We start from the raw sequence: 24381 nt of genomic DNA on the forward strand, positions 1-24381 counted from the left end.
AAAAGAAAAGCGCCGATATGGCGCTTTCCTCTCATTTATTCAATATCCTCTCTGTTTCTTCACTTCTTCAAGCTGAGATACAGTTACCAATTGATAGCCTTTTGCTTTCAGCTTTTTGATAATCTCTTCAGCCGCTTCTGCGGACGTTGCATAAATATCGTGCATTAAGACAATTTTTCCGTCCCCCACATGGCTCATGACATGATTGACAATCTTTTGTTTATTTCTGTACTTCCAATCTTCCGGATCAACATCCCACAACGAGACCTTCAGATTGGAAAGCGAGCGGACGGAGTCATTGATCCCGCCGTATGGAGGGCGCAAGTGTACAGGCAGGTGTCCGCTGATTTTTTCGATCATTTCTTGCGTGTCGTTAATCTCCTGATACGCTTTTTCGTTTGACAGCCTTGTCAATAACGGATGGTCCCAGGAATGGTTGCCGACTTCGTTTCCTTCCTTCAGCATCCGTTTTATCGTTTCGGGATAATATTGAGCTCTGCTTCCAAGCACGAAGAAGGTTGCATGCCCTTCATGCTTCTGTAAAGCGTTTAATATTTTATTGGTTGTAGCGGGGTTCGGGCCGTCATCAAATGTGAGAGCAATCACTTTTTCATCAGGATTCATTTTCGCTTGTTTCGGAAGCGGAACAGGCTCCTGCTCAGGTTTTGACTGAAGACGATTCTTTTTCATATCCTGATATCGGTCTTTTAAAATATCTTTTACCCAATCTTTTTTTATTTTTACAGACTGCTCAAGACCGGTTTGTTTTTTCTCAAAATAAAATTCCACTTCGTTTTCAAGGAGCGCGAAGCGGCTGAAATGTTCTTCCTGAGGGCTTGTCCCTTCTTTTAATAAAGCCATGTCAGCAGATGGATTCCGATTTTTCAATTCCTGATAGGCAATGCTTGAAATCCTGTTCAGAAAATCTGAATTCTCTTCAAACAGGTCTTGAAGGGACAGCATCTTTTTCTGTTTTAAATCAGCGTTAAACGTCTTGACAGACGTTGTACCCGAAACGCCGCCGGCCTCTATGTATTGATTCAGCACCACACTGGCCGTATCTTTTGTGTAATAGACAACCTTATATTTGATGTTCAGTTCAAAAGGCCCGTCTTCATCCTGAGCCTGGGCCTTTGCGTTATCCTCTTTAAAAGTGGCCAATTCTTGATTCACATAATCTTTTATTTGTTCATCGATTTCTTTTATGTGAAACACCGGATAGTGGATGGCATACCTCTCTTGTTTGCTGTCGCTGACCATGGATTCGACGCCGAGACCGGATTGTCCGCCGTCTTTTTTTGATTGAGGCGGCTCTTGACTGTTGCTTGACACCTTATTGTAAGAGTACCCCGCTAAACCTATTAATATCGTTAAAAAAATCAACATTTTAACCCAGCGAAATGATGGTTTGCCAGACATTGCTGCTCACTCTCCTGTTTCATGACTTGCTCTCTCTGTTTCTATTACGAATATTGGATCTAATACCGGGCTAATATAAAAGCGTCGACGGAAGCTTTATTTCCTGGTTTCCGGCCGCATACGGGGCGATATCATACTGCTGAAATACGATTGAAATTCCGCTGCTTGTATAATAGAAAGCCGTATGTTCATCCAAGCGGATATCGCTCTTTTTAAGATCAGAATAAAATTGTTCCGGATGTTCGTTGATATAGCTGAAAATATAGTTTTTTGCCTTTTCGATTTTCGCCTGATTGTTTAATACGTCAGTCAGCACGACTTGTTTATGCTTGTCAAAGTCAAAGTTGTAGGATGTAACGGCATACATGCCGTGCGCACCACCGGAGAACTGATAGTCATAGATTAAAAAGCTCAGTTTGCCTTCCTCGTTGTATTTGACTTTGTAGGACGTTTCATAAACGTTTTCCTCATCCTTATCCTTCTTTTCGGCATCTTTAACGATTTTTTGAAATTCTTTATAGGAGTTTTTTAAATGAAGTTTTACCGCATCGTTGGCCAGCTGGACATCTTCTTCCTTCAAATCGCTGAATACCGGAAAAGAAAGCGAACTGATGTCTTTGTAATATTCCGTGTGAACCGCGGCTTTTCTATTTTGTGAAGCGTTTATTTGAGATGTTCCTTTATTGATGATAAATAGCAGCGATGCTGTGAGTACAAGGAATCCTAAAATAGCCATCGCTTTTTTCATAAGCATGCTCCTTTGTCAATCTTCTTTTAAACTCGTAACATATCATTTTCTTTTGTAACACAAATGTAATATTTATTTCATATTTGTAATGATACTCACTTTTAAATCTGCCGTCAACTTTTTTGGGTAAAAATTTCTTCTGACGGCAAAAATAAGACACTCTCAATTCCTGAGAGTGTCGCAGATTTTGTCATCCTTTCAGCGTGATTGAAAATCCTTGCAGTCTAGGAAGGCCGAGCATCGGAGCGGACTTTCACAGGATGTGATGACGGCGGCGTTCGGGCAAGACGCCTGGGCGGTTAGCCGCCGATCCTTCCTCTCCTCTATTCGTGTGCACCGACGCGCAGACCTGACAACGAATGCGAGGGTTTGTCGACACGCTGAGACACTCTCGACTCCTGAGAGTGTCTTTAACGGGATGATGAAGAAGACGTGCGTCTTCACGCGTTTTTTTACCGGGGCTTTATATGCAGAAGATCCAGGCTGCGTTCTTCATCATCAATCTGGCCGAAGTCTTCATTTTAGCCGTATTGTTTCAGCATATCGGATAATGTCCGCCTCATCCTTTCGATTAATTCAGAAGGTTTCTGAATAACCGCTTCCCGGCCGAATGAAATGAAATAATCCGCAAAAAAATCAATATCCTTCGGCGCAATTTCGCCTTTCAGCACACCGGACCCGTCTTCTCTTACATGCAGTTCAATGTGCGGCCATTTGAGTGAACCGTGCCGTTCTACTCCCTTTTTTGTCAGCTTCGCGGATAATTCCAATGTCTCCCTTGGCCTGGACAAAGCCGAAAAACGGTTCTTTAAATTAAGACCGGACAAATCAATTGGAGCCACATGTTCATCAAGCTCAGCCCGCTTGATCCGGTCGCACCTGAAGATGCGGTAATCCTTTCTTAAAAAACAGTAAGCCGGGCAATACCACTTCCCTTGATTGGCATAGATTCCGATTGGTTGAATGTTCCTCTTGCTTGCTGCGCCATTTGCTTCATATTCGATGATCAATACCTTTTGTTGAACTGCCGCCTCAAGCAGCGCCTTTAAAACCGGAATGTCGTCTTTTTGCTCATAAGGCGTATAAAAAGCAACGCGGTCCTTCATACTGTCAATCGCATCCCGGATGTCTCCTGAAAGATTTAAATAAAATTTCTTTTTGATGGACTCGTACTGGGCGTCAAACGGCAGGGATATATAATGCTTCAGTGCATCGATCGCAAAGAAGATGGCGATCGCTTCGTTCTCGCTGAAGGCGATGGGAGGAAGTATCCTTTCATTTAACACCTGATATCCTCCGTGGGGGCCGGTTTCAGAATAGAGGGGCACCCCCATTTCGCTGAGCTCTTGCAAATCCCTTAAAACCGTTCTCTTGGATACTCCGAATTCCTGCGCCAGCTCCCCGACCGTAAATCGTTTTTTCCGGTTTACCATCATGATCATTTCATTCAATCGTTTCGCTTTAGACATGAAAACCTCCAATCATTTTTTAACCATGACATAAGCTGTCACCATTATAATATACAATCTCCTTAGATCAACAAAAAAAGGAGATGTTCCCCCTATGAAAACGCAATTCACACCTTATATCCTGATGAATGGAAGAGCAAAGGAAGCGATTGATTATTACCGTGATGTACTCGATGCTGAAGTAAAGTTCAGTCAGACGATTGGTGAAGGCCCCGCAGATGAGGCGGCGAATTTTAAAGAAGACGAATTAGATTTCATCGCACACGCCGTTTTGACAATCGGCGACGCCGTCCTGATGATCGCCGACATCATTCCTGAACTGCCTTTCCAAAGCGGAAACCAATTGTCCATTTGCGTAACGGCAGCAGATGTTTCTTCGGCAAAGCGGCTGTTCGGCAAGCTGAGCGAGCGGGGCGAGGTCAAACTTGAGCTGAAGGAAACTTATTTCAGTCCCGCATACGGCATTGTCACCGATCCGTTCGGCGTTACCTTTCAAATTTTTGCCGCGCGTCCCGCATAAATGAATAAGACATTTTAAAAAAGGCCGGGTTTAACGAACCGGCCTTTTTTGCACTAGATCAGCTGAAGAATTAGCAGGGTTCCGGCTAAATGATTGAATCAAAATCCAAGCTGCAGTCAGTTTGTTCAGTTGTTAAAGAAAAAATAGCATTTACTCCGTTTGACCGCAGAAAGTTTTTAAAAAACTGCGGTTTTTCAAATTCACTCGTCAAAGGGCATTTGTGGAAACGCCTCTGCTTTTTGGTATAATAAGGTTTAGCAACAGTTCGGTTCTATATAAGGGCGGTCGGCTCACCCTCCATCTCTTGGAGAGAAAGGGGGTGAGCATGTGACAGTATCAGAGGCCTTGCAACTCATGGTGTCTTTCGGCATTCTTGTAGTGGCAATTCTGTCATCTAACGACAAAAAAAAGTAAGATCGCCCTTGATTCCCACACCAAGACGATCTTACTTTTTAATTGGGATCTAAAAATAGAGCCGACTCCTTTTTATGGAGCCCCTCTGTTGCTTCCGGGAGATGTTGCCGCATCTTCCGGTCTTTTTTCAGTTTACGCATTCATTTAAAGATTATTCTGTTTCACACCTTGAATATATCACGATTTCCTTTATTTATCAATATGATTGCGTTTATATGGATAAAAACGCGTCACGGTCAAATACGATATGAGAAGATAAATTCCTGATGACAGGATCGTCTGGTCAATCGAAACTTTGAGCCAAAGTTTCGATTTCTCCACTTTTTTGGAAAAGGCCTTTCTATAACAGAAAGGCCTCATCTTTTTTAACTCCCCGCTTAACATGTGAGGAGAGGTTGACCAATATCCCGGCTGACATCAGCATGAACATTAATGAAGAACCTCCGTAGCTGACAAACGGAAGAGGAATTCCGGTAATGGGAAGAAGGCCGAAAACAGCGCCCAGGTTAAATAACGCTTGAATCATGATCTGGAAAGTAAGACCGACCGCCAGCAGCTTTCCAAACGGATCATCGATTTGCACAGCGATCCGAACCCCTCTGAACATGATCAACAGGTAGGCCCCGATGATCATCGCCAGCCCGATACCGCCGAGTTCTTCGCTGATAACCGCCATGATAAAGTCCGTATGGGCTTCAGGAAGAAATCCCAGCTTTTGAACGCTGTTCCCCAATCCATTCCCCCATAACCCGCCCGAATCAATGGCAAGGTACGAATTGATCAACTGGTAGCCGTCTCCGTTTTCATTTTGAAAAGGATCGCTGAACGATGTCAGCCTTTTTAACCGGTACGGCGCCGTCATAGCAAAATATGCGATGCCCGTCCCTGCCATTGTTCCGAGAAGCAGCAAGTGCCGTATTCTGAGGCCTGCGCACAACAGAACCGCTCCGCAGCTTAACAGGATCGAAACAGCAGTGCCCAAGTCGGGCTGTTTTAAAATCAAAAAAAACACAGCGGCCAAAATGAGCAGCGGCGGCATGACGCCCTTTCTGAAATCGGCGATGTATCTCTGCTTTTTTGCATACACATAGGCGAAATAAATAACCATCACAAGCTTCACAGCTTCAGACGGCTGAATAATGAGCGAACCGAGTTGAATCCACCTTTGGGAATTGTTTTTCTCCATCCCGATTCCCGGCAGCAAAACAAGAATCAGCAGCAAAAAAGAAAGCTTTACCAAAAACCGGATGAGTTTGCTGTAAGCTTTGTAAGGGAAAAAGACGGCAGCCGAAAAAAAGGTCAAACCGATGAGCAGCCACTGCAGCTGCTTCATAAAAAAATAGCTGCCATCATGATACTTCATATATCCGAGGGGGTAGCCGGCGCTGTATACCATCAGCAAGCCAAAAGTAGATAAAAACAGAACCGAGGCAATCAAAACATAATCCAGTTTTTTTAGATGGGAAAGAATCATGTTGAACACCTTCATCCCCAATCATTCCCAAACATATAATGTTTAGATCTGATATTCACACTGAAAACGAGACCTAAAGCGATCATGTTGGTCAGCAGCGCGCTGCCGCCATAGCTGATAAACGGAAGAGCGAGCCCCGTGATCGGCATTAACCCGATCGTCATCCCGATATTTTGGAACACTTGGAATACAATCAACCCCGCAACCCCCGCACATATATAAAGACCGAACAGACTGTTGGACGAGATCGCAATCCTAATGATTCTGTAGATCATCAGAAAATACAGACAGACTAATGTTACGGCACCCAAAAAACCGAATTCTTCACCAATCACGGCGAAAATAAAATCGGTATGAGCCTCCGGAATTTTCCCTCCTTGAACCTGGATTCCGTGCGTAAAGCCGCTTCCTGACATCTGGCCCGATCCGATCCCCAATAACGCCTGCGTCAGCTGGTATCCATATGTAGAGGCATGTTCATGAGGACTGAGCCAGCCGTATATCCGGTCAAGCTGGTGAGGCTTAATAATCTTTGAAAAAATCTCAAAGTAATGATTGTGCAAATACGTCAAAAAGGCGACCAATGCCATGAATCCAAGTGACAGGGACATGATCATTCTGCCCGAAATCCCCGAGACCAGCATCAACGTGAATGCGATCGACAGAATCACCAATGCGGACCCTAAGTCAGGCTGAACCAATATGAAGAAAAACGGAATCACCGTGTACATCATGATTTTCCCCGTCGGAATGATGCTCTCGGTGAAGGAGAACCTTTTATGCTGATATTGATTGAGTATCGAAGCCAACAGAAGAATCAAAATGATCTTCATAAATTCTGAAGGCTGGATTTCGATGACCCCGAAGCTTATCCATCTTTGCGAACCGTTTTTATAAGTTCCAAAAAAATGAACGAGAATCAGAAGAAAAACGGCTCCCGCAAATAAACGAAGCGCCAATCGTTCAAGCAGCTCGTAGTCGATGTAGGCCGTTCCCGCCATGACGCCAAACCCGACAAGATACCAAAAGACCTGCCGTTTAGCAAAATAAAAAGGGTCCTGTGTTTCATACTGGCCCGACCCGCTGTAAACGGCCAGCAGACTGATAATAAACAAACAAAATAGAATAAGCAGCAGACTGATGTCAATGTTGATATGCTTTCTTTTCATCTTTAACATGCTCCATTATGATTTATGTGACAGCTGGTTGAAAACGAAATGAACCGCTGCGGCATCATCAATATAGCCGATCGGAAAAATATAATCCGGTATGACATCAACAGAAACGATGAAATACAGCAAAGCGCCGCCCATCAGCAGCAATTCACGCGGCGTCCCCCGCCCCGAAGTAAATCTGCTGTACATGTCGTGCAAACGGGTCAGAAAAGGACCAATGCCGGCGACTTTCTCGACTTTAGATTCAAACTCAGCCAGAATGGTATGCTTTCCTTCCTCCGTCTGAGAATATTGTTCGTACTCATTCAATTTGTTTTTCAGTTCTTCCATGGTAAAGGACCGATCATAGACATTTGAGGTTTGCAAAACATCTTCAATTTCGGCAACTGACGAGTGAATATCCGGACGTTCGCTTTCCCGCGCCTTCTCCATCGCATAGCCGGCCGCTTTCATCAGCTCATCAAAAGAAACGTCGAGACTTTCTGAAAATCTTTGCAAATGGTTCAAGTTTGCTTTTCTTTTGCCATTAATGATTCTTGAGATGGTTGCTTTATCGATTTGAGTGCGTTCGCTCAATTCTCTTAAAGAGAATGATCTTTTTCGCAAATGCTCTTTCAGCAGCGCTCCCAGCTGATTTTTCTTTTGTTCATCCACGAGCTTTTCTCCTCTCACACTAAAAATGTATCAATCTATCAGCCAAAAGACCAAATCGGTATAAATATATAGAATCGTTGTCAAAATGTCAACGAATAACCATAGACCTCTGTTGCATCTGGCATTTTCCATCCCATAATCGTTGACAAATAAACAAAAAAAGTGAGCCGAAACGCTCACTCCTTCTCCGATATCAATCCAAACCCGTTTTAACACCAAACCCGACAAGCACCAGACCCGCAGCTTTTTGAAAGATCTTCTGGAATTTCACGCTTCTCAGCCATTTTTTTGCGAAATCGATCAAATATACAAGGATGAGGAACCAAAACACAGCAAGAAAGGTAAGGATTAAAGCGAGGATGATCAACTGCTGGTTAACACTTTCTCTTAAGTTGATAAATTGAGGCATAATCGTGATATAGACCAAAACAGTTTTCGGATTCAGAACGTTGCTGAACAATCCTTGCATAAACGAATCCTTATAATGCCGGCTTGATGAGTTTTCGGTTTTGTTCTTCTCGGCTTGTATGTCCTCCAAAGAAAACATTTTTTTCGCGAAAAAGCTTTTAATGCCTAAATATATTAAATAGGCCGCCCCCAAGTATTTGATCGTATTGAACAGAATCACCGATTTCGCAATCACCACCGCTAAGCCGAGAACGGCAATCAGCGTCCAGAAAGAAAGCCCCGTCGCCAAGCCGAGAACATTGCAGCGCCCGGCGTTTGGACCGTATCGAAGCGTGTTTTTCACCACAAGCATCGTATCAGCTCCGGGTATCACCACCATCATGGCGGCAATCGATATGTATGACAGCAGGCTATCCATCAGGTGTCTCCCCCCATACTGGTTTTTATATAGTGACTACTTGAGTAACCACTTATAAAAAGTGTATCAGCGGACTTGAAATAAATCAATACATCCAGCAAAATATGAGTGACAAAGGTAGCGACTCTTGTTGAAGCTGGAGGGCTTATGAAGGAAACCATATTAGACGTACTGAAAAACCTGAATTTCACCGAGTATGAATCGAAAGCATACTTGGCGCTCTTGGAAGAATCACCGCTGACAGGCTATGCGGTAGCAAAAAAATCGGGTGTTCCCCGGTCGAAAATATACGAAGTGCTGGAGAGCCTCGTGATCCGCGGCGATATTTTTATCAGCTACGGCAACACACCGCAGTACATTCCCGTCCCCGCCAAGGACCTGATTAAAAACCGGCGGATGAAAGCGGAAGAGACTTTTGAACAGGCAGAAAAATATTTCGAGAAGTTTGAGCGCACTGCAAATGACCGGGAAAATATTTGGAACATCACCGGGCGAAGCGAGATTCTCGATAAAGTAAAAGCGTGTATATCATCGGCCGGAAAAAGGATTCTCCTCGAAATTTGGAAAGAGGATTTTCCTGAATTGGAGCCTGAGCTCAAGCGGGCCGCAAAAAAAGGCGTCATCGTGACCATTATTGCGTACGGCGACATTGAAGCGGATTTCGCCAATGTCTATCTACATGACAGCAGCAGGCAAATTACAGAAGAGTATGACGGACGCTGGCTCGTATTCAGCGTCGACGATACAGAAGTTGTGGCCGGCATTGTCTCGCATGGGAAAGACAGCCGCGCGGCCTGGACGATGCATGTAGGCTTGGTGATGCCGATTACCGAAGTGATGATTCATGATTTGTACCTGATGGAAATCATGGAGAAGCACAGAGAGGTATTGGAGGAAAGTTTCGGCGAAAACCTGATCCATTTGCGCCGCAAATTCTCGATTCATCCGGATTTCAAAAAGCATTATATGAAATAAAAGGCTCGCGCTAAAGCGCGGGCCTTTCATGTTAGGACCTTTCGGATGCCTCCCAGCGGGATACTTCTTCCCTGACGAGCGGCGCCGTTTTAGTTCCAAAAAGTTCAATCGCCTTCATGACATCTTCGTGCGGCATCGAACCGACCGGAACGTGAAGCATAAATCGGGTGATCCCGACATTCTTGCGCAGATGAATAATTTTTTCCGCCACCGTCTCAGGATCGCCTACATAGAGCGCCCCTTCAAAGCTTCTGGCTGCATCGAAGCTCGACCGGCTGTACGGCCCCCAGCCCCGCTCCCTTGCGAGCGTATTCATGGCCTGCTGGGTGGAAGGGAAAAACCGATCCGCGGCCGTCTCGGTATCCTCCGCGATAAAGCCGTGGGAATGGGAAGCGACAGTCAGCTTTGAGGCATCATGCCCTGCATGTTCCGCTGCTTTATAATAAAGCTCAACAAGCGGGGCAAAGTGCTGCGGACTCCCGCCGATGATAGCGAGAACCAGCGGCAGGCCGAGCAGGCCGGCGCGAACGACGGATTCCTGGTTTCCGCCGCTTCCAATCCATACAGGCAGCGGATTCTGCACAGGGCGCGGGTATACGCCTGTATTTTGAATAGCCGGACGATGCTTGCCGCTCCATGTGACCCTTTCCGACTTTTGCAGCTCGAGCAGCAAATCAAGCTTTTCTTCAAAGAGCTCATCATAATCGTCTAAATCATATCCAAACAGCGGAAAGGATTCGATGAAAGACCCCCGGCCCGCCATGATTTCCGCCCTGCCGTTTGAAATCCCGTCGAGCGTCGCAAAATCCTGAAAAACACGGACGGGATCAGCCGACGACAGCACGGTGACCGCGCTCGTTAATCTGATGCGCTTCGTCTGTAAAGCTGCTGCGGCCAGGACGACGGCAGGAGAAGAAGCTGCGTAATCTTCACGATGATGCTCTCCAACTCCGAATACATCCAAGCCCACCTGATCGGCAAGGACGATCTCCTCCACTACTTCGCGCAGCCGCTCTGCATGGCTGATGACTTTTCCGGTTTTGATATCAGGGGTCGTTTCTACAAAGGTGCTGATGCCTAATTCCATGTCGCTTTTTCCTCCACATTGTTTCCTTTAATTATTCTGTACATCCTTAATTGATGTATGCCGTATTCTTTTCATCCGACATTCACATTGTTATATATAGAATACGGCGGGCGCTCTGATCATGCAATTGATCCGACTTGCGCATCAGGGTCAGCTCTTGCTCCATCTGTTTTCCAGCTTGGTCTGCCGACGATCGTGCCGGTCTGTTATTTATGTATTCACAAAGAAGATACCAACTTTGCTGGTATCTTCTTTCTTATATCGATCCCCCGGCTTACACAAGTTTCTGCCCGCAGTTCGGACAGAAGTTGGCTTCGCCTGTTTTCGTTCCGCAGTTTGGACAGAAGTTCGGCTTTGCCGCTGCCTGCGGCGTGCTTGGGGGCGTCTGTGTTTGCGCCTGCTGATTTTGGTTCATCTGATTCATCATTTGGTTCGCTACGTTCATCCCCATCATCATGCCGGCCATATCGGATGCGGCACCGCCGCCTGTCATCTTCCCTGACGCCATGCCGTCTGTCATGGAGATCTGCTGATATCTGTTCAGATCACCGACCATGCCGTGGGAAGCGTTTTTCGTGATCATGTCCTGGATTTCTTTCGGATAATTGAAACTCATGATGTTAAAGCCTGTTATCGTTATGCCGTCGCTGATAATCTCCATATCAAGGTCTTCCTTGATCCCTTTTGCGATATCAAAGGCGTTGGCTTGAAGGTTAAACATATCTTTTCCTTCTTTTGTGATCCATTTCATCAGAAGCTGATCAAGAATGGATGTGATCCGTATTTTGATATCTTCCACAACATAATGATCTTTCACACCGGCAATTTTATCGATTAATGCGACATAATCATTCACCTTAAAGTTAAATGTGCCGTTCGCCCTGATCGGCATGCCGCCCGGAAGTCCTGCAGCCGGGATATTGATGGCAGTCTTCGTCCCCCACTTGACGGTAAACTCCTTCGTATTGACAAACAGGACTTCGGCGCGCATCCCGCTGTTAAAGCCAAATTTAAAACCTTTTAAAGTAGATAAAAAAGGAATGATTTCGGATTCGATGTCATAGTCGCCTTCATCTTGGAAAATGCCTTCAATTTTTCCGTTGTTTAAAAAGACGGCATCCTGACCGGGGCGAATGATCAGCCGGCTCCCTTTTTTGATTTCGCGGTTGTTCCATTTATAGAAAATCATATCATCGCGAAATTCATCCCACTCTACTACATTTGCAAATTGATTTTTAAAAAACACCATTTGAGCTCTTCCTTTCCCTTTCTAAAAGCTTCCCCGGCTGCCGCTGTGCGAATGTCCTCCGCTCGTCGTTCCGCCGCCTGAGCTTTTATTATTGGACGGTTTTCTCTGTTTTGTGACGGTCGTTCTGATGTACTCGTCATTCTTTCTGATCACTCCGGATGTATCACCGTTCATATAAGTGCTTGAACTTACGGTCACTTTGCCGCCTGAATTGTATTTCATAATGGCGACGGCAATTCCTGCGATGACTGCTGACACAAGCAATTGAAACCACGTCTTAAAAAAGATGCTATCCGCCCACGGTTTCTTCTCCATATCATCATACGCCGCCTTCATAAACATTTCGAATGCAGCCTCATAATGGTTGTCAGATATATCCGGCGTGATTTTTTCTCTAATTTTGTCCAGCCTGGCGTCATTCAAATATTCTTCAGCCTTTTTAAAGCCGGCAAGATAGACTTCTCTATGCTCCATATCAACCGTCAATACGGCTGCATTTCCGTGCTTCTTCTGATAGCCGGGCGCTTTTTCGTCATAGAAGTCCTGTGTGAATTTCTTCACATCGCGGCCGTTTGTATCATTGGCCGTCACAATGATAAAGTCGGTTTCCCGTTCGGCGCCCAATTTGGCTGCCAGCGTCTCCAGCTTGTCGATTTCCTGTTTGGTCAGAAGCCCGGCTTCATCATAAATATACCGCTTCTGTTCGGAGGCTGCCGCACCGGAGGCTATAGGGATGAAGACAAGGAAAATCATACATAAGATCATTGCACTTCTCAATAAACTTCTCATCACGCCCCGCCTCCCATCACAGCAGCAATAATTTTCCATACCGCAAATATGGAAACAGCCAGTCCGCTGAACCACATCTTTTCTTTAAATGAACTGATCGGCGGCTTGCCGACGACTTTTCCCGTTTGTCCGTTCATGGCAAAAATGTAATCCTTCTGTTTGTAATTGTAATTGACCATCCAGACGGGCAAAAGCACATAAAAGCTTTTCATTTTTTGCGTATCGACGTGTTTCGTTTTCACATCGACTGAGCTGTAGCCGGATAGGGTGGAATCGATATATGACTCGATGTAACCGCTGATTTTGCTTTTCGCCCGCGGAAAAAGCTCTTCATCATCGTAATTATATTTTTCAGCGATGTAGCCTGCCAAATAGGCCGTTTTAAAATCTTTCAGCTGATCATACGGATAAGGCTCCAATTTGTCCATCAATTCATCGTTCATCTTTTCTGATGCATCCACCGGGACTTTGATGTAGTCGAGATTGATATCGCGAAACGCATCATAATGTTCGGTCTTCGTGTAGATGTAGTCGCCCTGTGTATACCTATGTACCTTTGTGCAGCGGGCGCTGACCTGCACTTTGCTGTTTAAATCGTACATCCAGAAAGGGACGTACATGCCTGTGATGCTTTTAATCCGGTCAGCCGACATGAAGCCTTTTGGTGTTAACAGCCCTTTTCTGCACCACTTGCGAAACGCGTCTGCCGCTTCCTCTTTGCTGATTGTAAAAGGAATAACTTTTGCCGGGGCAAGGTTTCCGGACAGGCGGTCGGCGATCACTGCCGCTCCCCCGCAAAAGCTGCAGGATGTAGCCGTCGTTTCTTTTTCAGTGATCAAAATGGCGCCGCAATTTTGGCAATGATATTCTGTTGCTTCATCTTCCGTAAATCTCGCTGTTTTCAATTCTTCCGGAATGTTTTCAATCTTGTCCTGTCTCCCGCAGCTCCGGCAGGCCAGCGTGCCCGATTCAGCGTCAAAGGCCATGTCATCTCCGCAGCCCAGACATTTATAAGAAATTACCATGTCTCTTAACCTCTCACTTTATTCGTTTCAAATTGTTATGACTTTTGACCCGCCATTTTTGCTTTCAATGCGGCAAGCGCATCATCCACATCAGAGGGGCTGTCATATTTAGCCTTCAGGTCTTCTATGCCATCTTGAGGAGCGGCGTTCAGTTCAGCCATCGCATTCGCTTCATCAAGCGCCCGGTTAGCCTTTTCTTCCATTCTGCCGAAAGCGGACATTGAATGGTTGGCATTCGCTGCAGATGCACCGATTTTATTCATTCTTTCCTGTGTTTTCGCCGCTGTCCATTTCGCTTTGATCGCGGCGCGGCGCGCTTCAAGCTCCCCGATATCGGAAACGAGCTTATCGTGCATTTTTTTCATTTGAAGCGCATTGGATGACGCCGTTTGAAATGCAGTTTCTAATTCGGACGCCTTCGTTTCCAGAACCGCTTTCTTTTCTAAAAATGATCGGGCATCCGCCTCACTGCCGGCTTCCAAAGCCTTCATTGCATAGCGCTCGAGCTTCTCGATTTCCTCCCGGCAATCCGCCAGTTCTCTTTTTGCCCTTTGCTCGGCCGCCATGACGGACGCCGTTTCCGCCTTTACTTTGTTTAAGTCGCTGTTTAAGTTCCTGACGTACTGATCCACCATTTTTTCCGGGTTCTCCGCTTTATCCAGCAAAGCGTTAATATTGCTGGCCATAATGTCTTTGAACCTGCTTAATATACTCATCTAAAAAATTCCTCCTCATAGTAAAATATACTTAGTTTAAATATACTATTTTCCTGAGGAAAAGTTTCGGTTTTTTAATAAAAAATTGATATAATGGCAGTTTTTCGAGAAAAAACTTTCAAACAAAAACAAAAATATACAGACGAAATATTCTGATTTATATGTTGATTTATTTTTGTTTTACGAATAAAGTAATACTATAAGCAAAACATTCGGAACAGCGTGCAGGCTGAAACGGATGCAGGGTCGGTACCACTATAAAATGATAACGCTTACAATTTTGCATGACTCACTAAGGAAAAATCGAGCATTCGATGCATCAATCCGGCTTCTGTCAGAAAAGAATTCTGATTTGAAAGGGGAACGAATCATGCCAGGGAGAAAAAAAGGGAGTTTGAAGTCGACGATCACGGTTGCCATGTCCAACTATTTGGAGGCGGGATCAATCGTCGCGGGGGCCGGCGGACTTTCGTTATGGGTTGAATATTTAGGGTTGGACGACGCCCGGGTCGGACTTCTCGGCGCTTTAAGCGCAAATGGTTTCGGCGCGGCGATCGGCGCTTTTCTCGGCGGTTTTTTAGTCGACCGTTACGGGAGAAAATTCATATACAAATACGATCTATTAGTCTATATGCTTGGCGTTTTACTGATCGCCGTGTCATTCAATTTTCCCATGCTTTTAACCGGATACATCGTGACGGGAATTGCGGTGGGCGCAGCGATTCCGGCTGCATGGACTTACATTGCCGAGGAGGCGCCTGATCATGAGCGGGCCGGACGCGTCGGCTGGGGGCAGTTGGCATGGTCGGTCGGACCCGCGCTTACGCTGCTGTTATCGGTTGCCTTGGCGCCGCTCGGTTTAATGGGAAGCCGGTTGATCTTTGCCCAATTATTCGTCGTCGCGGTCATCACCTGGATTTTGCAGCAGCAGATTCACGAATCGTCCATCTGGGAGGAGCAAAAGCGAAAAGAAGCCGAAGACAAAGCAAAAGGAGTTGAAGAAAAGGCGTCGATCAAAGAGCTGTTGACCAACAAAGCGAACCTCCACGCTATGATTCTCCTCATCGGAATTTACGCGTTTTGGAACCTTGTTGCCGGAACGATGGGATATTTCATGCCGTATATCTATGAGACGGTCGGCGGCTTGACAGCGGCGCAAGCCAACCTGCTGCAGGCATTTTTATGGATTTTGACAGTCGCGTCCACATACTTCGTCTTTATCCGTCTCGGCGATAAAGTCAATCGGAAAACGCTTTTTGGCATAGGAGCAGCCATGGCAACCGCCGCATGGGTCATCCTCACCTTCGGCACGATGAATATCACAGAGCTTTTATTATTCGTATGCCTGTGGGGCATTTCTGCGGGTTTTGGAGCGCAGGCGTTTTACGGGCTGTGGGCGGCAGAGCTTTTTCATACGAAATACAGGGCGCTCGCCCAAGGCTTCATGTTCTTCATCGTCCGCATCGGCGTCGGACTCATCTCATTGGTCGTTCCTGCGATGATTACGGGATTGGGCTTTAAAACAGCCGGCGCCGTCATGATTGCATTTCTCGTCATTCATATGATCATCGGGCTCCGTATGGCGCCGGAAACGCGCGGCAAATCGCTTGAAGCTATTCAAAGCGAACGCTATCACCAAAGCGGCTGACCACAGGTCAGCCGCTTGTTCTAAACCTGCTGGTTCGAGGCTGTCAACATCTTTCTCTTCTCTGAATACGGGTCGCTTTCAATCGCAATTTCTTGATCAAAAATGAGCGTTTTCCGTGAATCTTCATCATAATCAGGCCAGCTGACATGATCAGTGCTTGGATTTCCGGAACGGGCAAAAGACACCCAGGCAGCTTGGATCTGTTTAGCAAGCAGCTGCGCTTCCTCACTAGCCTTAGTGCCTGTCAGCTGTTCCAAACTGTCCATATTTCCAAAAACAAACGGAATCTCTAAGCCGTGCGCCGCTTTGTTGAACGGCGGATACTCTGAATCGGTATGCCAGTCAAACCGGTACATAAAGACAGATGCATGTCGCGATTGAGCCGAAGCGAACACAACAGACGGATGCCAAAAGATCAGATCTGTCATCATATCAACATGGCCTTCCAATGATCTCGGATACAGAGACGCCGCGGTTTCAGCGGCCTCTTTTCCCACGTATTCTTCTAAAATCTCATTGATCTTGCTCTGCGGCAAAAGATCCGAATCAGACGTAAAAAACAAGGCGCCTTCATCGCGGTTTGTTCCGATTAATAGATTGATCTCTTTTGCCGCGCCTTTTGCGACGGCGGCCTCCGGCTTCATCGGCAAGGTTTTTTCGTCAAGTGCAGGCTGAAATATCAATTCAAAAATATTTTCTCCCATTAAAGTACGCAACTGATCGGCGGCTTGAAGAAGCTCTTGATCAGATACATCGCGAAGGCGCTCCAGGTGATGATGATCAATATCGAGAAGCCTTAAGAATCTTTCTGCTGCAGCTTTCGCAAGCTTTTCGGACATTGTTGCGGAAGCCCCGCTTTCCATAATGGCCTGTTGAAAAAGCCCCTTTGCTTTCGGCATCGCCAAAAGTGAAGCGATGCTCATCGATCCCGCCGATTCTCCAAATACGGTAATATGATGACGGTCTCCGCCAAAGAAAGCGATATTTTCTTTCACCCACTCGAGAGCCGCGATTTGATCCAGCAGGCCAAGGTTGCTGCTGTAGGAATCATCAATTGAAGAAAGATGCAAAAAACCGAACGGACCGAGGCGATAATTGATGGTGACCACGATCACCTTTCCCTGTCTTGCAAGCTGAGTCCCGTCATAGAACGGTTCACTGCCGGCGCCGAGATAAAAAGCGCCCCCATGAATCCACACCATAACAGGCAGATCCCCATCCGCCTCTTCAGGTGCGTACACATTTAAATAAAGGCAATCCTCAGATTTTTGAACCCCCTCTGATTGGGGCAATACCCCGTCAGGCTGCGGACAAACCGGCCCAAATTGAAAAGCCTCCCGCTCACCTTCCCAGGCCTCCATTCGCTGCGGTTCCCGAAACCTTAACTCACCGACGGGAGGTTTTGCGAAAGGAACGCCTTTAAAGATACGGACTCCGTTTTCCGTTCTGCCTTTCAGCTTTCCGAAGCATGTTTCGACAGTCGTTTCATACATTTTATTCCACCCCTTTCACTTTTCAATGATAATGGAATCGGAACATACCGTCTAATCAGAATACTTGCGCTTTGGAAAATAAAGGGTCATTATAGAATCAGAAGAGATGTACAACCTATTGTTTAAAAACTTGACGGAAAAGAGGGATTTCAATGAAACTGTCGGGACACACAGTGCTGATCACAGGCGGCGCATCAGGAATCGGCTTTGCTTTCGCCGAACGATTTATGAAATCGGGAAATACGGTCATCGTCTGCGGGAGAAGGGAAAGCAAGCTTAAAGAAGCAAAGGAAAAATATCCGGAGCTGATCACGCGTGTATGCGATGTAACCGATGAAACGGAACGACTGGCATTATTTGAATGGGTCAAAGAACGTCACCCCGGCGTAAACGTACTTGTGAATAATGCGGGCATACAGCAGCGCTACCATATTTTAAAAGCCGATGTGATAGACAATTGGGCTGACTACAATAAAGAAATCACCGTCAACATGGAGGCGCCGATCCACCTGGCCATGCTCTTTAGCCAATACTTTGCCGAAAAACCCGAGAAAACAGCGATCATCAATGTGACATCAGGTCTGGCGTTTACACCGATGGCGATCGCACCGATCTACTCATCGACAAAAGCCGCTCTCCATTCTTTTACGATGAGTTTAAGACACCAGCTTTCCGAGACCGGCGTTGAGGTAATAGAGGTCGCTCCTCCTGCGGTCAATACGGATCTGGGCGGTGTCGGACTGCATGATTTCGGAGCTCCTTTGGATGAATTTGCCGACGCGATCTTTAAAGGGCTGGAAGAAGGCCGATTAGAAATCGGCTATGCCAGATCGGAAAAAGCCTTGCGGATGTCAAGAGATGAAATTGATGAAAGCGTCAGCCAAATGTACAGTTCTTTAAAACATTCCATCGAATAAAAGGAATGTTGGCATTGTCTTTTCAATAGAGGTTGTTCCTTCCAGCCGGCCGGTTTATCATAAAATGAGGAGGAGTGATCCAAATGCCGTTTATTCTCCAGCGCGTTTATCAAGAAAACCAGCAAGCAGAAGGGCGCCGCATTTTAATCGATCGTGTGTGGCCGCGCGGCATATCAAAAGAAAAAGCGAACCTTGACTGCTGGATGAAAGAAATCGCTCCAAGTCCTGATTTAAGAAAATGGTTCGGTCATGATCCAAAAAAATTTGAATCGTTTAAAGAAGCCTATCAAAACGAAATCAAACAACACCCTGAAAAACAGAGAAGCTTCAAGGAATTAAAAGAAATGGCGGCAGACGAAACCGTTATTCTGCTTTACGGAGCAAAGGATGAGCGCCATAACCATGCCGTCGTTCTTTATGAGATGCTGAACCGGCAAAGCCTATGACCTTGAAACTTTTTTCAACGCTTTTCGTATGACAGATAAAAGCATCATGCGAAAAGGATGGTAAACATGGAGATGAACCTGTTTTGGATTGGACTTGGTTTAGCGGCTTTAGGCTATTTTATCGGAGACGGTTTGAAAACTTTAAAAACCCAAAAGGGAGTTATTCAGGCTATCCTTATTTAATTAAAGAAAGCGATTTACATTATTATTTAGGCTTAAGTAAAGAAGAAACGAAAGAAATGCTGCGCAATTATCCTGAAATCCCTAAAATTGAATTAAAAGGCACGACCTATTATCCGTATCAGCACTTGATGGATTGGATGTTGTCCGCCGACCTTTATAAAAATTAAAGCGCAGCTAGCTGCGCTTTTTATCATTCGAGTATTTCAACATATCCTTCCGATCCGTTAATCCTGATCTTCTGTCCGTCTTTAATTTCTTTCGTCGCATGCTCAACCCCCACCACCGCCGGAAGCCCGTATTCCCGCGCAATGACGGCGCCATGTGTCATGAGGCCGCCCACTTCCGTCACCAAACCTTTGATCGAGACAAACAGCGGTGTCCAGCTTGGATCTGTAAAAGGTGTGACAAGGATATCCCCCTCTTCAATATCAGCTTCCTCCAATTTCAGAATCACTCTTGCCCTTCCTTCGATGACTCCCGATGAAACAGGAACGCCCGCCAACGCTCCTGCCGGAATGTGATCACCCAGGGTTTCTCCGGTGATGACCTCGCCTTCTGAAGTCATCATTCGCGGAGGCGTCAATTTTTCATAATGCTGATATTCTGCTTTTCTTTCTTCGATCTTCTTCACATTGAGACGATTTGTGCAAACAGCCTCTCTCAATTCATCAAAAGACAGATAATAAATATCCTCCTTCGCTTGAATCAGCTTCTTTCGCTGCAAAACAGCGGCTTCCTTCATCAATGCTTCCTTATATATAAAATATCGTTTGATCAGAGCATATTTGGGATATTCCCGATAGCCGATAAAATTCCGCAGCACGCTGACCATCTTCTTTGTCTTTTTTGCCTTTTGTCTGCCTCCCTTTAATTGTTGCAGACGACTTAACAAATCCTTCTCCTTTTGCTCCGCTTCCAATCGTCCCTGTTCAAACTTGACCATCCGCGCACCGGGCTCAAAATTCTTGATGTTGCTCAAAATGATTGGAGCAAGAATGGAAGGACGTTCACTCCAGCGGATCTTGGTCATATCGATCTCACCGGTACAACGCATGCCGTATTTCTCAAGGAATGCCCGCAGTGCGCTGATAAAGGCGGGACCGCCGTCAAGCTGTTTGAGATCTTCAAAAAAAGTCTCATCATTGGCTTGTGCTAAATACTTCTGAACCTCGGGGTATCCTCTGGCAGCATCGGAAACATCCAATAGCGCCAATCCCATTTCAGATGTGACGTTGTGCAATACTGACTGGGAAAGAATATCGGCCGCACTCTTTTCCCCTAGCCATTTTTTCATTTTGCTGTTGAGCCAGTATGATGCGTATAAACCAACCATGATAACGGCCATGCTCTGCGTGTCATAAAGAACCCTTTTCAGCATTTTTTGATCTTCCGCAATTGCTTCAAACAACGCTTCGCCGGAGACTTTTTGCAGCCGCTGTTCAGCTTCTTTTACAGACGCTTCAGCTTTAGACATCAGCTGTCTGACGATCCCGATGTCGTTTTTCCGGTATATCTTGAGCACTTCTGCCGGAAGAGACCATGACAGCCCTTCTGATCCTAATGCAAACATCCTTTTTCCTTTAGGTAGTCTTTTGATGACCTCTTTTCTTTTTAGAAATTTAGATATCGCGCTGTACATCAACGGATCATTTTTGCCCATCGTCCCAAGGACGATTTTCCGTCCAATGGCAGATGCCAAATCATGTGTTAAATCAATAAAGAGCCTGCCTCCGGCGATGGTCAGCTCATAATCCGAAATCAACCCGAAAAACGATATCCCAAGCGGATTGATCGGCTCTGTCATCATTTGCTGATGCCCGACAGACATATAGACGCGCAGCTTGCCATCGCTCTGTTTCGGAAGAGGAAACAATGTCGTTACAGGCCGGCTCTGGACAAAGAAAAATTCGCCATCAGCCAGACACCATTCAATATCTTGCGGAAAACCGAAATGGGCTTCGATTCTCCTTCCCAGTTTTTCGAGCTGTATGATTTGCTCATCGGATAATGTTTGTTTTTTCCGGCAGCCTGCTTCGACTTCGCGCGCCTCAGTGCCGCCGCTTTCCAAAGAATAAACTGCCGTCTTTTTGTCGGAAATCGTTTTTTGAACGATCGCACCTTCACGAACCTTGTAGTTGTCTGCCGAAACCGTACCAGATACGAGGGCCTCCCCCAAAGCAAAGCTCGCATCAATCGAGGTGACCTTCCGGTTCGATGTAATGGGATCTGCCGTAAACAAAATGCCGGACGCTTCCGAAAACACCATTTGCTGGATGACAACCGATAATTGAACTTTGCGGTGGTCAAAACCGTTTTGAATCCGGTAGATCACAGCCCGCTCTGTAAACAGTGAAGCCCAGCATTTGCTGATATGCTTTAAGATCGCCTCTATTCCTTTTATATTTAAATACGTGTCTTGCTGCCCGGCGAAAGAGGCATGAGGCAAATCTTCCGCCGTAGCGCTTGATCGGACCGCATATGCACCGCCGCCAGCATTTGAGTGGGCGCTTTTAACCGCTTCTTTGATCTCTTCGGCGATTTCGGCCCTTTCAATACCATTGCGGATCTGGAGGGCGAGTTCGTTAATCTGCTCTCTATCCTTCACTTTTAAAAGAGACAGCTGATCAATCAGTTCACTGACTCTGCCGTTTTCGCCGATCATCCTTTCATATGCCTTTGTAGTTACACAAAAGCCGGGAGGCACTTGGATGCCGTCCATTTTCGACAATTCGCCCAAGTTCATCCCTTTCCCGCCGACAAGCGGCAAATCGGTTCGATCGACCTCATGAAAACCCAATACATAGTGTCCCATCAGGAACCCCCCCTTTTTATTCGCCTTCAATACCGAAACGAATCATATCCAAAAACCGTTTTCGTTCTTCAAGAAGACGTCTGCTGCAGGCTGGATCAAAATCGTCCTCAGCCGTTACTTCCGCTAGAAACTTTTGTTCAAAATGCCCCATCATGACCATGATGAGTTCGAACGCCTCTTCACGATCGACTCCTTCCCTCAACGGAACTTTCGCAAAAAGCTGTTTTAGAATACGATTTCTAACGGCAAATTGCTCCCCATACTTTGCAGCGATTTCTTTTTTTAATTCGGAAGGCGGTGAATAAAAGGCATCTTTCGTGAGCTTGTATACATTTGGATAATCCGCGAAAAACTCAAGCTTAGCCATGCTTATTTTTTCTTTCGCTTCAAAGAAATCATCATAAGACGCCAGGTCATCAAGGGAAAGGCGCGACTTTACCTTCTCAATACAATAATCGAGCACAGTTAAGTACAGATCTTTTTTGCTTTTAAAATGATGAAAAATCAGCGCCTTTGAAATGCCGGCCGCTTCCGCCAGCATTCCGGTCGAAGTCTTTGCATAGCCGTGCCGGGCAAAAACCTCCAAACAGGCATCGAGTATTTGCTCTTTTTCATAAAGCTGTAAAGGCATTGACCATCATTCCTTTTCGTTATTGACCAGTCGGTTAGTATAAATCGTAGCGCTTGCTGACCATTTGGTCAATATAATAAAACCAGAATAATGTTTTAACATATGAATTTATTGGTAAAATAAAGGTGGAGCTTACAAAATATTCCGGGGTGAAAAGCCAATGCTGATGTTGGTGGTAAAGTTTATTTTGCTCTTTATTTTATGTTCCATTTCGTTTTCTTTATTTAAAGCATGTGTTTACACAGCGGGTAAAAAACTGATTGACCGGACCGCGGAAGGATCGGCGCTCAACTGGACCTGCAGCGTATTCATCAAAAACGGCGTGGCCATGACGGGCGATGACTGCTTTGTCATGGCTGTTTCAGCGGCCTTGTTGGCCATTTATATATAAAAAGTCTATTTGCCTCAAACTTTCATTTTACTTTCTGCAAATGAGAGAATAAACAAAAAAGGTGATCTAAGATGTGCGGCAGGTTTACGCTTTTTTCTGAATTTGATGAGATTATTGACCGTTTCGAGATTGATCAAATGACGATTGAAGATTACAGCCCCAGTTATAACATCGCGCCTTCCCAGTCCATTCTCGCCGTCATCAACGACGGTTCGCATAACCGGCTGGGGCGGCTGCGGTGGGGATTGATTCCGCCGTGGTCAAAGGATGAGAAAATCGGTTATAAAATGATCAATGCGCGAGCTGAGACTTTGGCTGAGAAGCCGAGCTTTCGAAAGCCGCTGATCAGACAAAGGTGCCTCATTCCGGCAGACAGTTTTTATGAGTGGAAGCGCACCGATGCAAAGACAAAGCGGCCGATGAGGATCAAGCTCAAAACAAATGGACTGTTTTCGTTTGCGGGGCTTTGGGAGAAGTGGCAGCCTGCAGGCGGCAAGCCCGTCTATACATGCACAATTATTACGACAATGCCCAACGATTTAATGAAAGACATTCATGACCGCATGCCCGTCATTCTTGATCGCCAGAATGAAAAAGAATGGCTGAATCCGAAAAATCAAGACCGAGCGTATTTAGAAAGCCTTTTAAAACCATATGCGTCAAAAGAGATGGAAGCTTATGAAGTCCCGCCTCTCGTCAATTCACCGCATCATAATTCTCCTGAGCTCATCAAAAAAGCCCCTTTGCAATGAAAAAGGGGCTTTTTAGCGAGGCAGCCGAATCATGACGGCGAGGGCCGCGCCAACTTGATTCAAAAAACTAATGTGTCAGAAGGTAAAATTCACTGCTGAAGCCGATGCCTTCCCAAAAATGCAGCGCCGATTGATTATCGATATCAACCGATACTTGAACGTGAGACACTTGATGCCGTTCAAACCAATCCATCATACGATCTGCAACAAGCTTCCCCAGCTTATTTCTTCGATAGCCCGGGGCTATGTACACTTCATCGATTTGCCCGCACAGACAACCGCTGACCAAATCTTTCTTAATAGAGGCCAGCCCGTATCCGACCGCTTCTTGCTTCTCATTCACGACGGCAAAAACCGCTCCGTATGCCGACTGAACATATTGTTTCAACTGCTGATGTATCATTTCTCTATCTTGATCATCTAACGTGCAATCAGCCGTTTCCAATGTATTATCATTCCACAAATTGATCAGTTCATCAACAAACTCACGATTCAGAGGGGCTTCAAGCTGTTGAATATGTATGGTCATGGCGTTTCTCCTTGTGCAAGACTTTTCATCAACCTCATT

Annotated in this window: 24 protein-coding genes and 1 pseudogene; 9 read left to right on the forward strand and 16 right to left on the reverse strand. The window is 45.7% G+C overall.

Annotated elements, in window-relative coordinates:
• Positions 1-39: 39 nt before the first annotated feature.
• The 3 genes from H2R00_RS11745 to H2R00_RS11755 all read right to left on the reverse strand — a co-directional run bounded on the left by H2R00_RS11745 (position 40) and on the right by H2R00_RS11755 (position 3636).
• A complete protein-coding gene (locus tag H2R00_RS11745; protein WP_182069156.1) occupies positions 40-1419 on the reverse strand; it encodes a polysaccharide deacetylase family protein in 1380 nt (459 codons plus the stop codon).
• Positions 1420-1489: 70 nt separating this feature from the next.
• The gene (locus tag H2R00_RS11750) at positions 1490-2167 is read right to left on the reverse strand and encodes a DUF3298 and DUF4163 domain-containing protein (RefSeq protein ID WP_154996312.1); all 678 of its coding nucleotides are present in this window, start codon (positions 2165-2167) and stop codon (positions 1490-1492) included.
• Between the two features lie 521 nt (positions 2168-2688).
• Positions 2689-3636 carry a helix-turn-helix transcriptional regulator gene (locus tag H2R00_RS11755; RefSeq protein ID WP_182069158.1) on the reverse strand — a complete coding sequence of 316 codons (948 nt, stop codon included), beginning with the start codon at positions 3634-3636 and terminating at the stop codon, positions 2689-2691.
• Between the two features lie 94 nt (positions 3637-3730).
• Between H2R00_RS11755 and H2R00_RS11760 the strand changes: the two genes are divergently transcribed.
• Both H2R00_RS11760 and H2R00_RS21540 read left to right on the forward strand, forming a co-directional pair.
• Complete coding sequence (locus tag H2R00_RS11760; protein ID WP_154996316.1) at positions 3731-4156, forward strand: VOC family protein; 426 nt, start codon at positions 3731-3733, stop codon at positions 4154-4156.
• A 354-nt stretch (positions 4157-4510) separates the two neighbouring features.
• The gene (locus H2R00_RS21540) at positions 4511-4570 is read left to right on the forward strand and encodes a hypothetical protein (protein ID WP_219192634.1); all 60 of its coding nucleotides are present in this window, start codon (positions 4511-4513) and stop codon (positions 4568-4570) included.
• A gap of 340 nt (positions 4571-4910) precedes the next feature.
• On the opposite strand, the gene ftsW is transcribed toward H2R00_RS21540, so the two are convergent.
• From ftsW to H2R00_RS11780, 4 genes are all read right to left on the reverse strand, one after another.
• Complete coding sequence (ftsW, locus tag H2R00_RS11765; RefSeq protein WP_182069160.1) at positions 4911-6059, reverse strand: putative lipid II flippase FtsW; 1149 nt, start codon at positions 6057-6059, stop codon at positions 4911-4913.
• The gene (gene rodA, locus H2R00_RS11770) at positions 6056-7213 is read right to left on the reverse strand and encodes a rod shape-determining protein RodA (protein WP_182069162.1); all 1158 of its coding nucleotides are present in this window, start codon (positions 7211-7213) and stop codon (positions 6056-6058) included. The genes ftsW and rodA overlap by 4 nt, the downstream gene beginning before the upstream one ends.
• 15 nt (positions 7214-7228) lie before the next feature.
• Positions 7229-7873 carry a helix-turn-helix domain-containing protein gene (locus tag H2R00_RS11775; protein WP_182069164.1) on the reverse strand — a complete coding sequence of 215 codons (645 nt, stop codon included), beginning with the start codon at positions 7871-7873 and terminating at the stop codon, positions 7229-7231.
• A gap of 193 nt (positions 7874-8066) precedes the next feature.
• On the reverse strand, positions 8067-8699 hold the full coding sequence (locus H2R00_RS11780; protein ID WP_154996324.1) for a homoserine/threonine efflux transporter: 633 nt from the start codon (positions 8697-8699) through the stop codon (positions 8067-8069).
• A gap of 147 nt (positions 8700-8846) precedes the next feature.
• Here H2R00_RS11780 and H2R00_RS11785 point away from each other — a divergent pair, with 147 nt between their 5' ends.
• Positions 8847-9674 (forward strand): TrmB family transcriptional regulator, encoded by an 828-nt coding sequence (locus H2R00_RS11785; protein ID WP_182069166.1) that lies wholly within the window; start codon positions 8847-8849, stop codon positions 9672-9674.
• Positions 9675-9705: 31 nt separating this feature from the next.
• On the opposite strand, the gene H2R00_RS11790 is transcribed toward H2R00_RS11785, so the two are convergent.
• From H2R00_RS11790 to H2R00_RS11810, 5 genes are all read right to left on the reverse strand, one after another.
• Positions 9706-10761, reverse strand: a complete 1056-nt coding sequence (locus H2R00_RS11790) for an LLM class flavin-dependent oxidoreductase (RefSeq protein WP_182069167.1) — start codon at positions 10759-10761, stop codon at positions 9706-9708.
• A 274-nt stretch (positions 10762-11035) separates the two neighbouring features.
• Positions 11036-12010, reverse strand: coding sequence for an SPFH domain-containing protein (locus tag H2R00_RS11795; RefSeq protein ID WP_182069168.1), 975 nt, complete (start codon positions 12008-12010; stop codon positions 11036-11038).
• A gap of 21 nt (positions 12011-12031) precedes the next feature.
• A complete protein-coding gene (locus tag H2R00_RS11800) occupies positions 12032-12799 on the reverse strand; it encodes a TPM domain-containing protein (RefSeq protein WP_182069169.1) in 768 nt (255 codons plus the stop codon).
• Positions 12799-13824 (reverse strand): TFIIB-type zinc ribbon-containing protein, encoded by a 1026-nt coding sequence (locus H2R00_RS11805; protein ID WP_182069170.1) that lies wholly within the window; start codon positions 13822-13824, stop codon positions 12799-12801. The genes H2R00_RS11800 and H2R00_RS11805 overlap by 1 nt, the downstream gene beginning before the upstream one ends.
• A 35-nt stretch (positions 13825-13859) precedes the next feature.
• Complete coding sequence (locus H2R00_RS11810) at positions 13860-14540, reverse strand: PspA/IM30 family protein (protein WP_182069171.1); 681 nt, start codon at positions 14538-14540, stop codon at positions 13860-13862.
• A gap of 370 nt (positions 14541-14910) precedes the next feature.
• Between H2R00_RS11810 and H2R00_RS11815 the strand changes: the two genes are divergently transcribed.
• The gene (locus H2R00_RS11815) at positions 14911-16188 is read left to right on the forward strand and encodes an MFS transporter (RefSeq protein ID WP_154996337.1); all 1278 of its coding nucleotides are present in this window, start codon (positions 14911-14913) and stop codon (positions 16186-16188) included.
• A 20-nt stretch (positions 16189-16208) separates the two neighbouring features.
• Here the strand turns inward: H2R00_RS11815 and H2R00_RS11820 are convergent, their stop codons facing one another.
• Positions 16209-17681 (reverse strand): carboxylesterase/lipase family protein, encoded by a 1473-nt coding sequence (locus H2R00_RS11820; RefSeq protein ID WP_154996339.1) that lies wholly within the window; start codon positions 17679-17681, stop codon positions 16209-16211.
• 152 nt (positions 17682-17833) lie between these two features.
• Between H2R00_RS11820 and H2R00_RS11825 the strand changes: the two genes are divergently transcribed.
• The 3 genes and pseudogenes from H2R00_RS11825 (at position 17834) to H2R00_RS11835 (ending at position 19394) form a co-directional block, all read left to right on the forward strand.
• Entirely contained in the window at positions 17834-18598 is a 765-nt protein-coding gene (locus H2R00_RS11825) for an SDR family oxidoreductase (protein ID WP_154996341.1), read from the forward strand.
• 83 nt (positions 18599-18681) lie between these two features.
• On the forward strand, positions 18682-19044 hold the full coding sequence (locus H2R00_RS11830) for a DUF488 domain-containing protein (RefSeq protein WP_154996343.1): 363 nt from the start codon (positions 18682-18684) through the stop codon (positions 19042-19044).
• Between the two features lie 66 nt (positions 19045-19110).
• Positions 19111-19394: pseudogene (locus H2R00_RS11835) on the forward strand (DNA-binding protein).
• 23 nt (positions 19395-19417) lie between these two features.
• Here the strand turns inward: H2R00_RS11835 and ppsA are convergent.
• Together ppsA and H2R00_RS11845 are read right to left on the reverse strand one after the other, a co-directional pair.
• Positions 19418-22039 carry a phosphoenolpyruvate synthase gene (ppsA, locus tag H2R00_RS11840; RefSeq protein WP_182069172.1) on the reverse strand — a complete coding sequence of 874 codons (2622 nt, stop codon included), beginning with the start codon at positions 22037-22039 and terminating at the stop codon, positions 19418-19420.
• A 16-nt stretch (positions 22040-22055) separates the two neighbouring features.
• The gene (locus tag H2R00_RS11845) at positions 22056-22670 is read right to left on the reverse strand and encodes a TetR/AcrR family transcriptional regulator (protein WP_182069173.1); all 615 of its coding nucleotides are present in this window, start codon (positions 22668-22670) and stop codon (positions 22056-22058) included.
• A gap of 160 nt (positions 22671-22830) precedes the next feature.
• On the opposite strand from H2R00_RS11845, the gene H2R00_RS11850 reads away from it, so the two are divergent.
• Together H2R00_RS11850 and H2R00_RS11855 are read left to right on the forward strand one after the other, a co-directional pair.
• Positions 22831-23061 carry a hypothetical protein gene (locus H2R00_RS11850; RefSeq protein WP_020450373.1) on the forward strand — a complete coding sequence of 77 codons (231 nt, stop codon included), beginning with the start codon at positions 22831-22833 and terminating at the stop codon, positions 23059-23061.
• Between the two features lie 71 nt (positions 23062-23132).
• On the forward strand, positions 23133-23813 hold the full coding sequence (locus tag H2R00_RS11855) for an SOS response-associated peptidase (protein WP_182069174.1): 681 nt from the start codon (positions 23133-23135) through the stop codon (positions 23811-23813).
• A gap of 67 nt (positions 23814-23880) precedes the next feature.
• Here H2R00_RS11855 and H2R00_RS11860 read toward each other — a convergent pair whose 3' ends face one another.
• Positions 23881-24342, reverse strand: a complete 462-nt coding sequence (locus H2R00_RS11860) for a GNAT family N-acetyltransferase (RefSeq protein ID WP_182069176.1) — start codon at positions 24340-24342, stop codon at positions 23881-23883.
• Positions 24343-24381 lie beyond the last annotated feature (39 nt).

It is taken from the genome of Bacillus haynesii (assembly GCF_014042035.1).
GTDB lineage: Bacteria > Bacillota > Bacilli > Bacillales > Bacillaceae > Bacillus > Bacillus haynesii.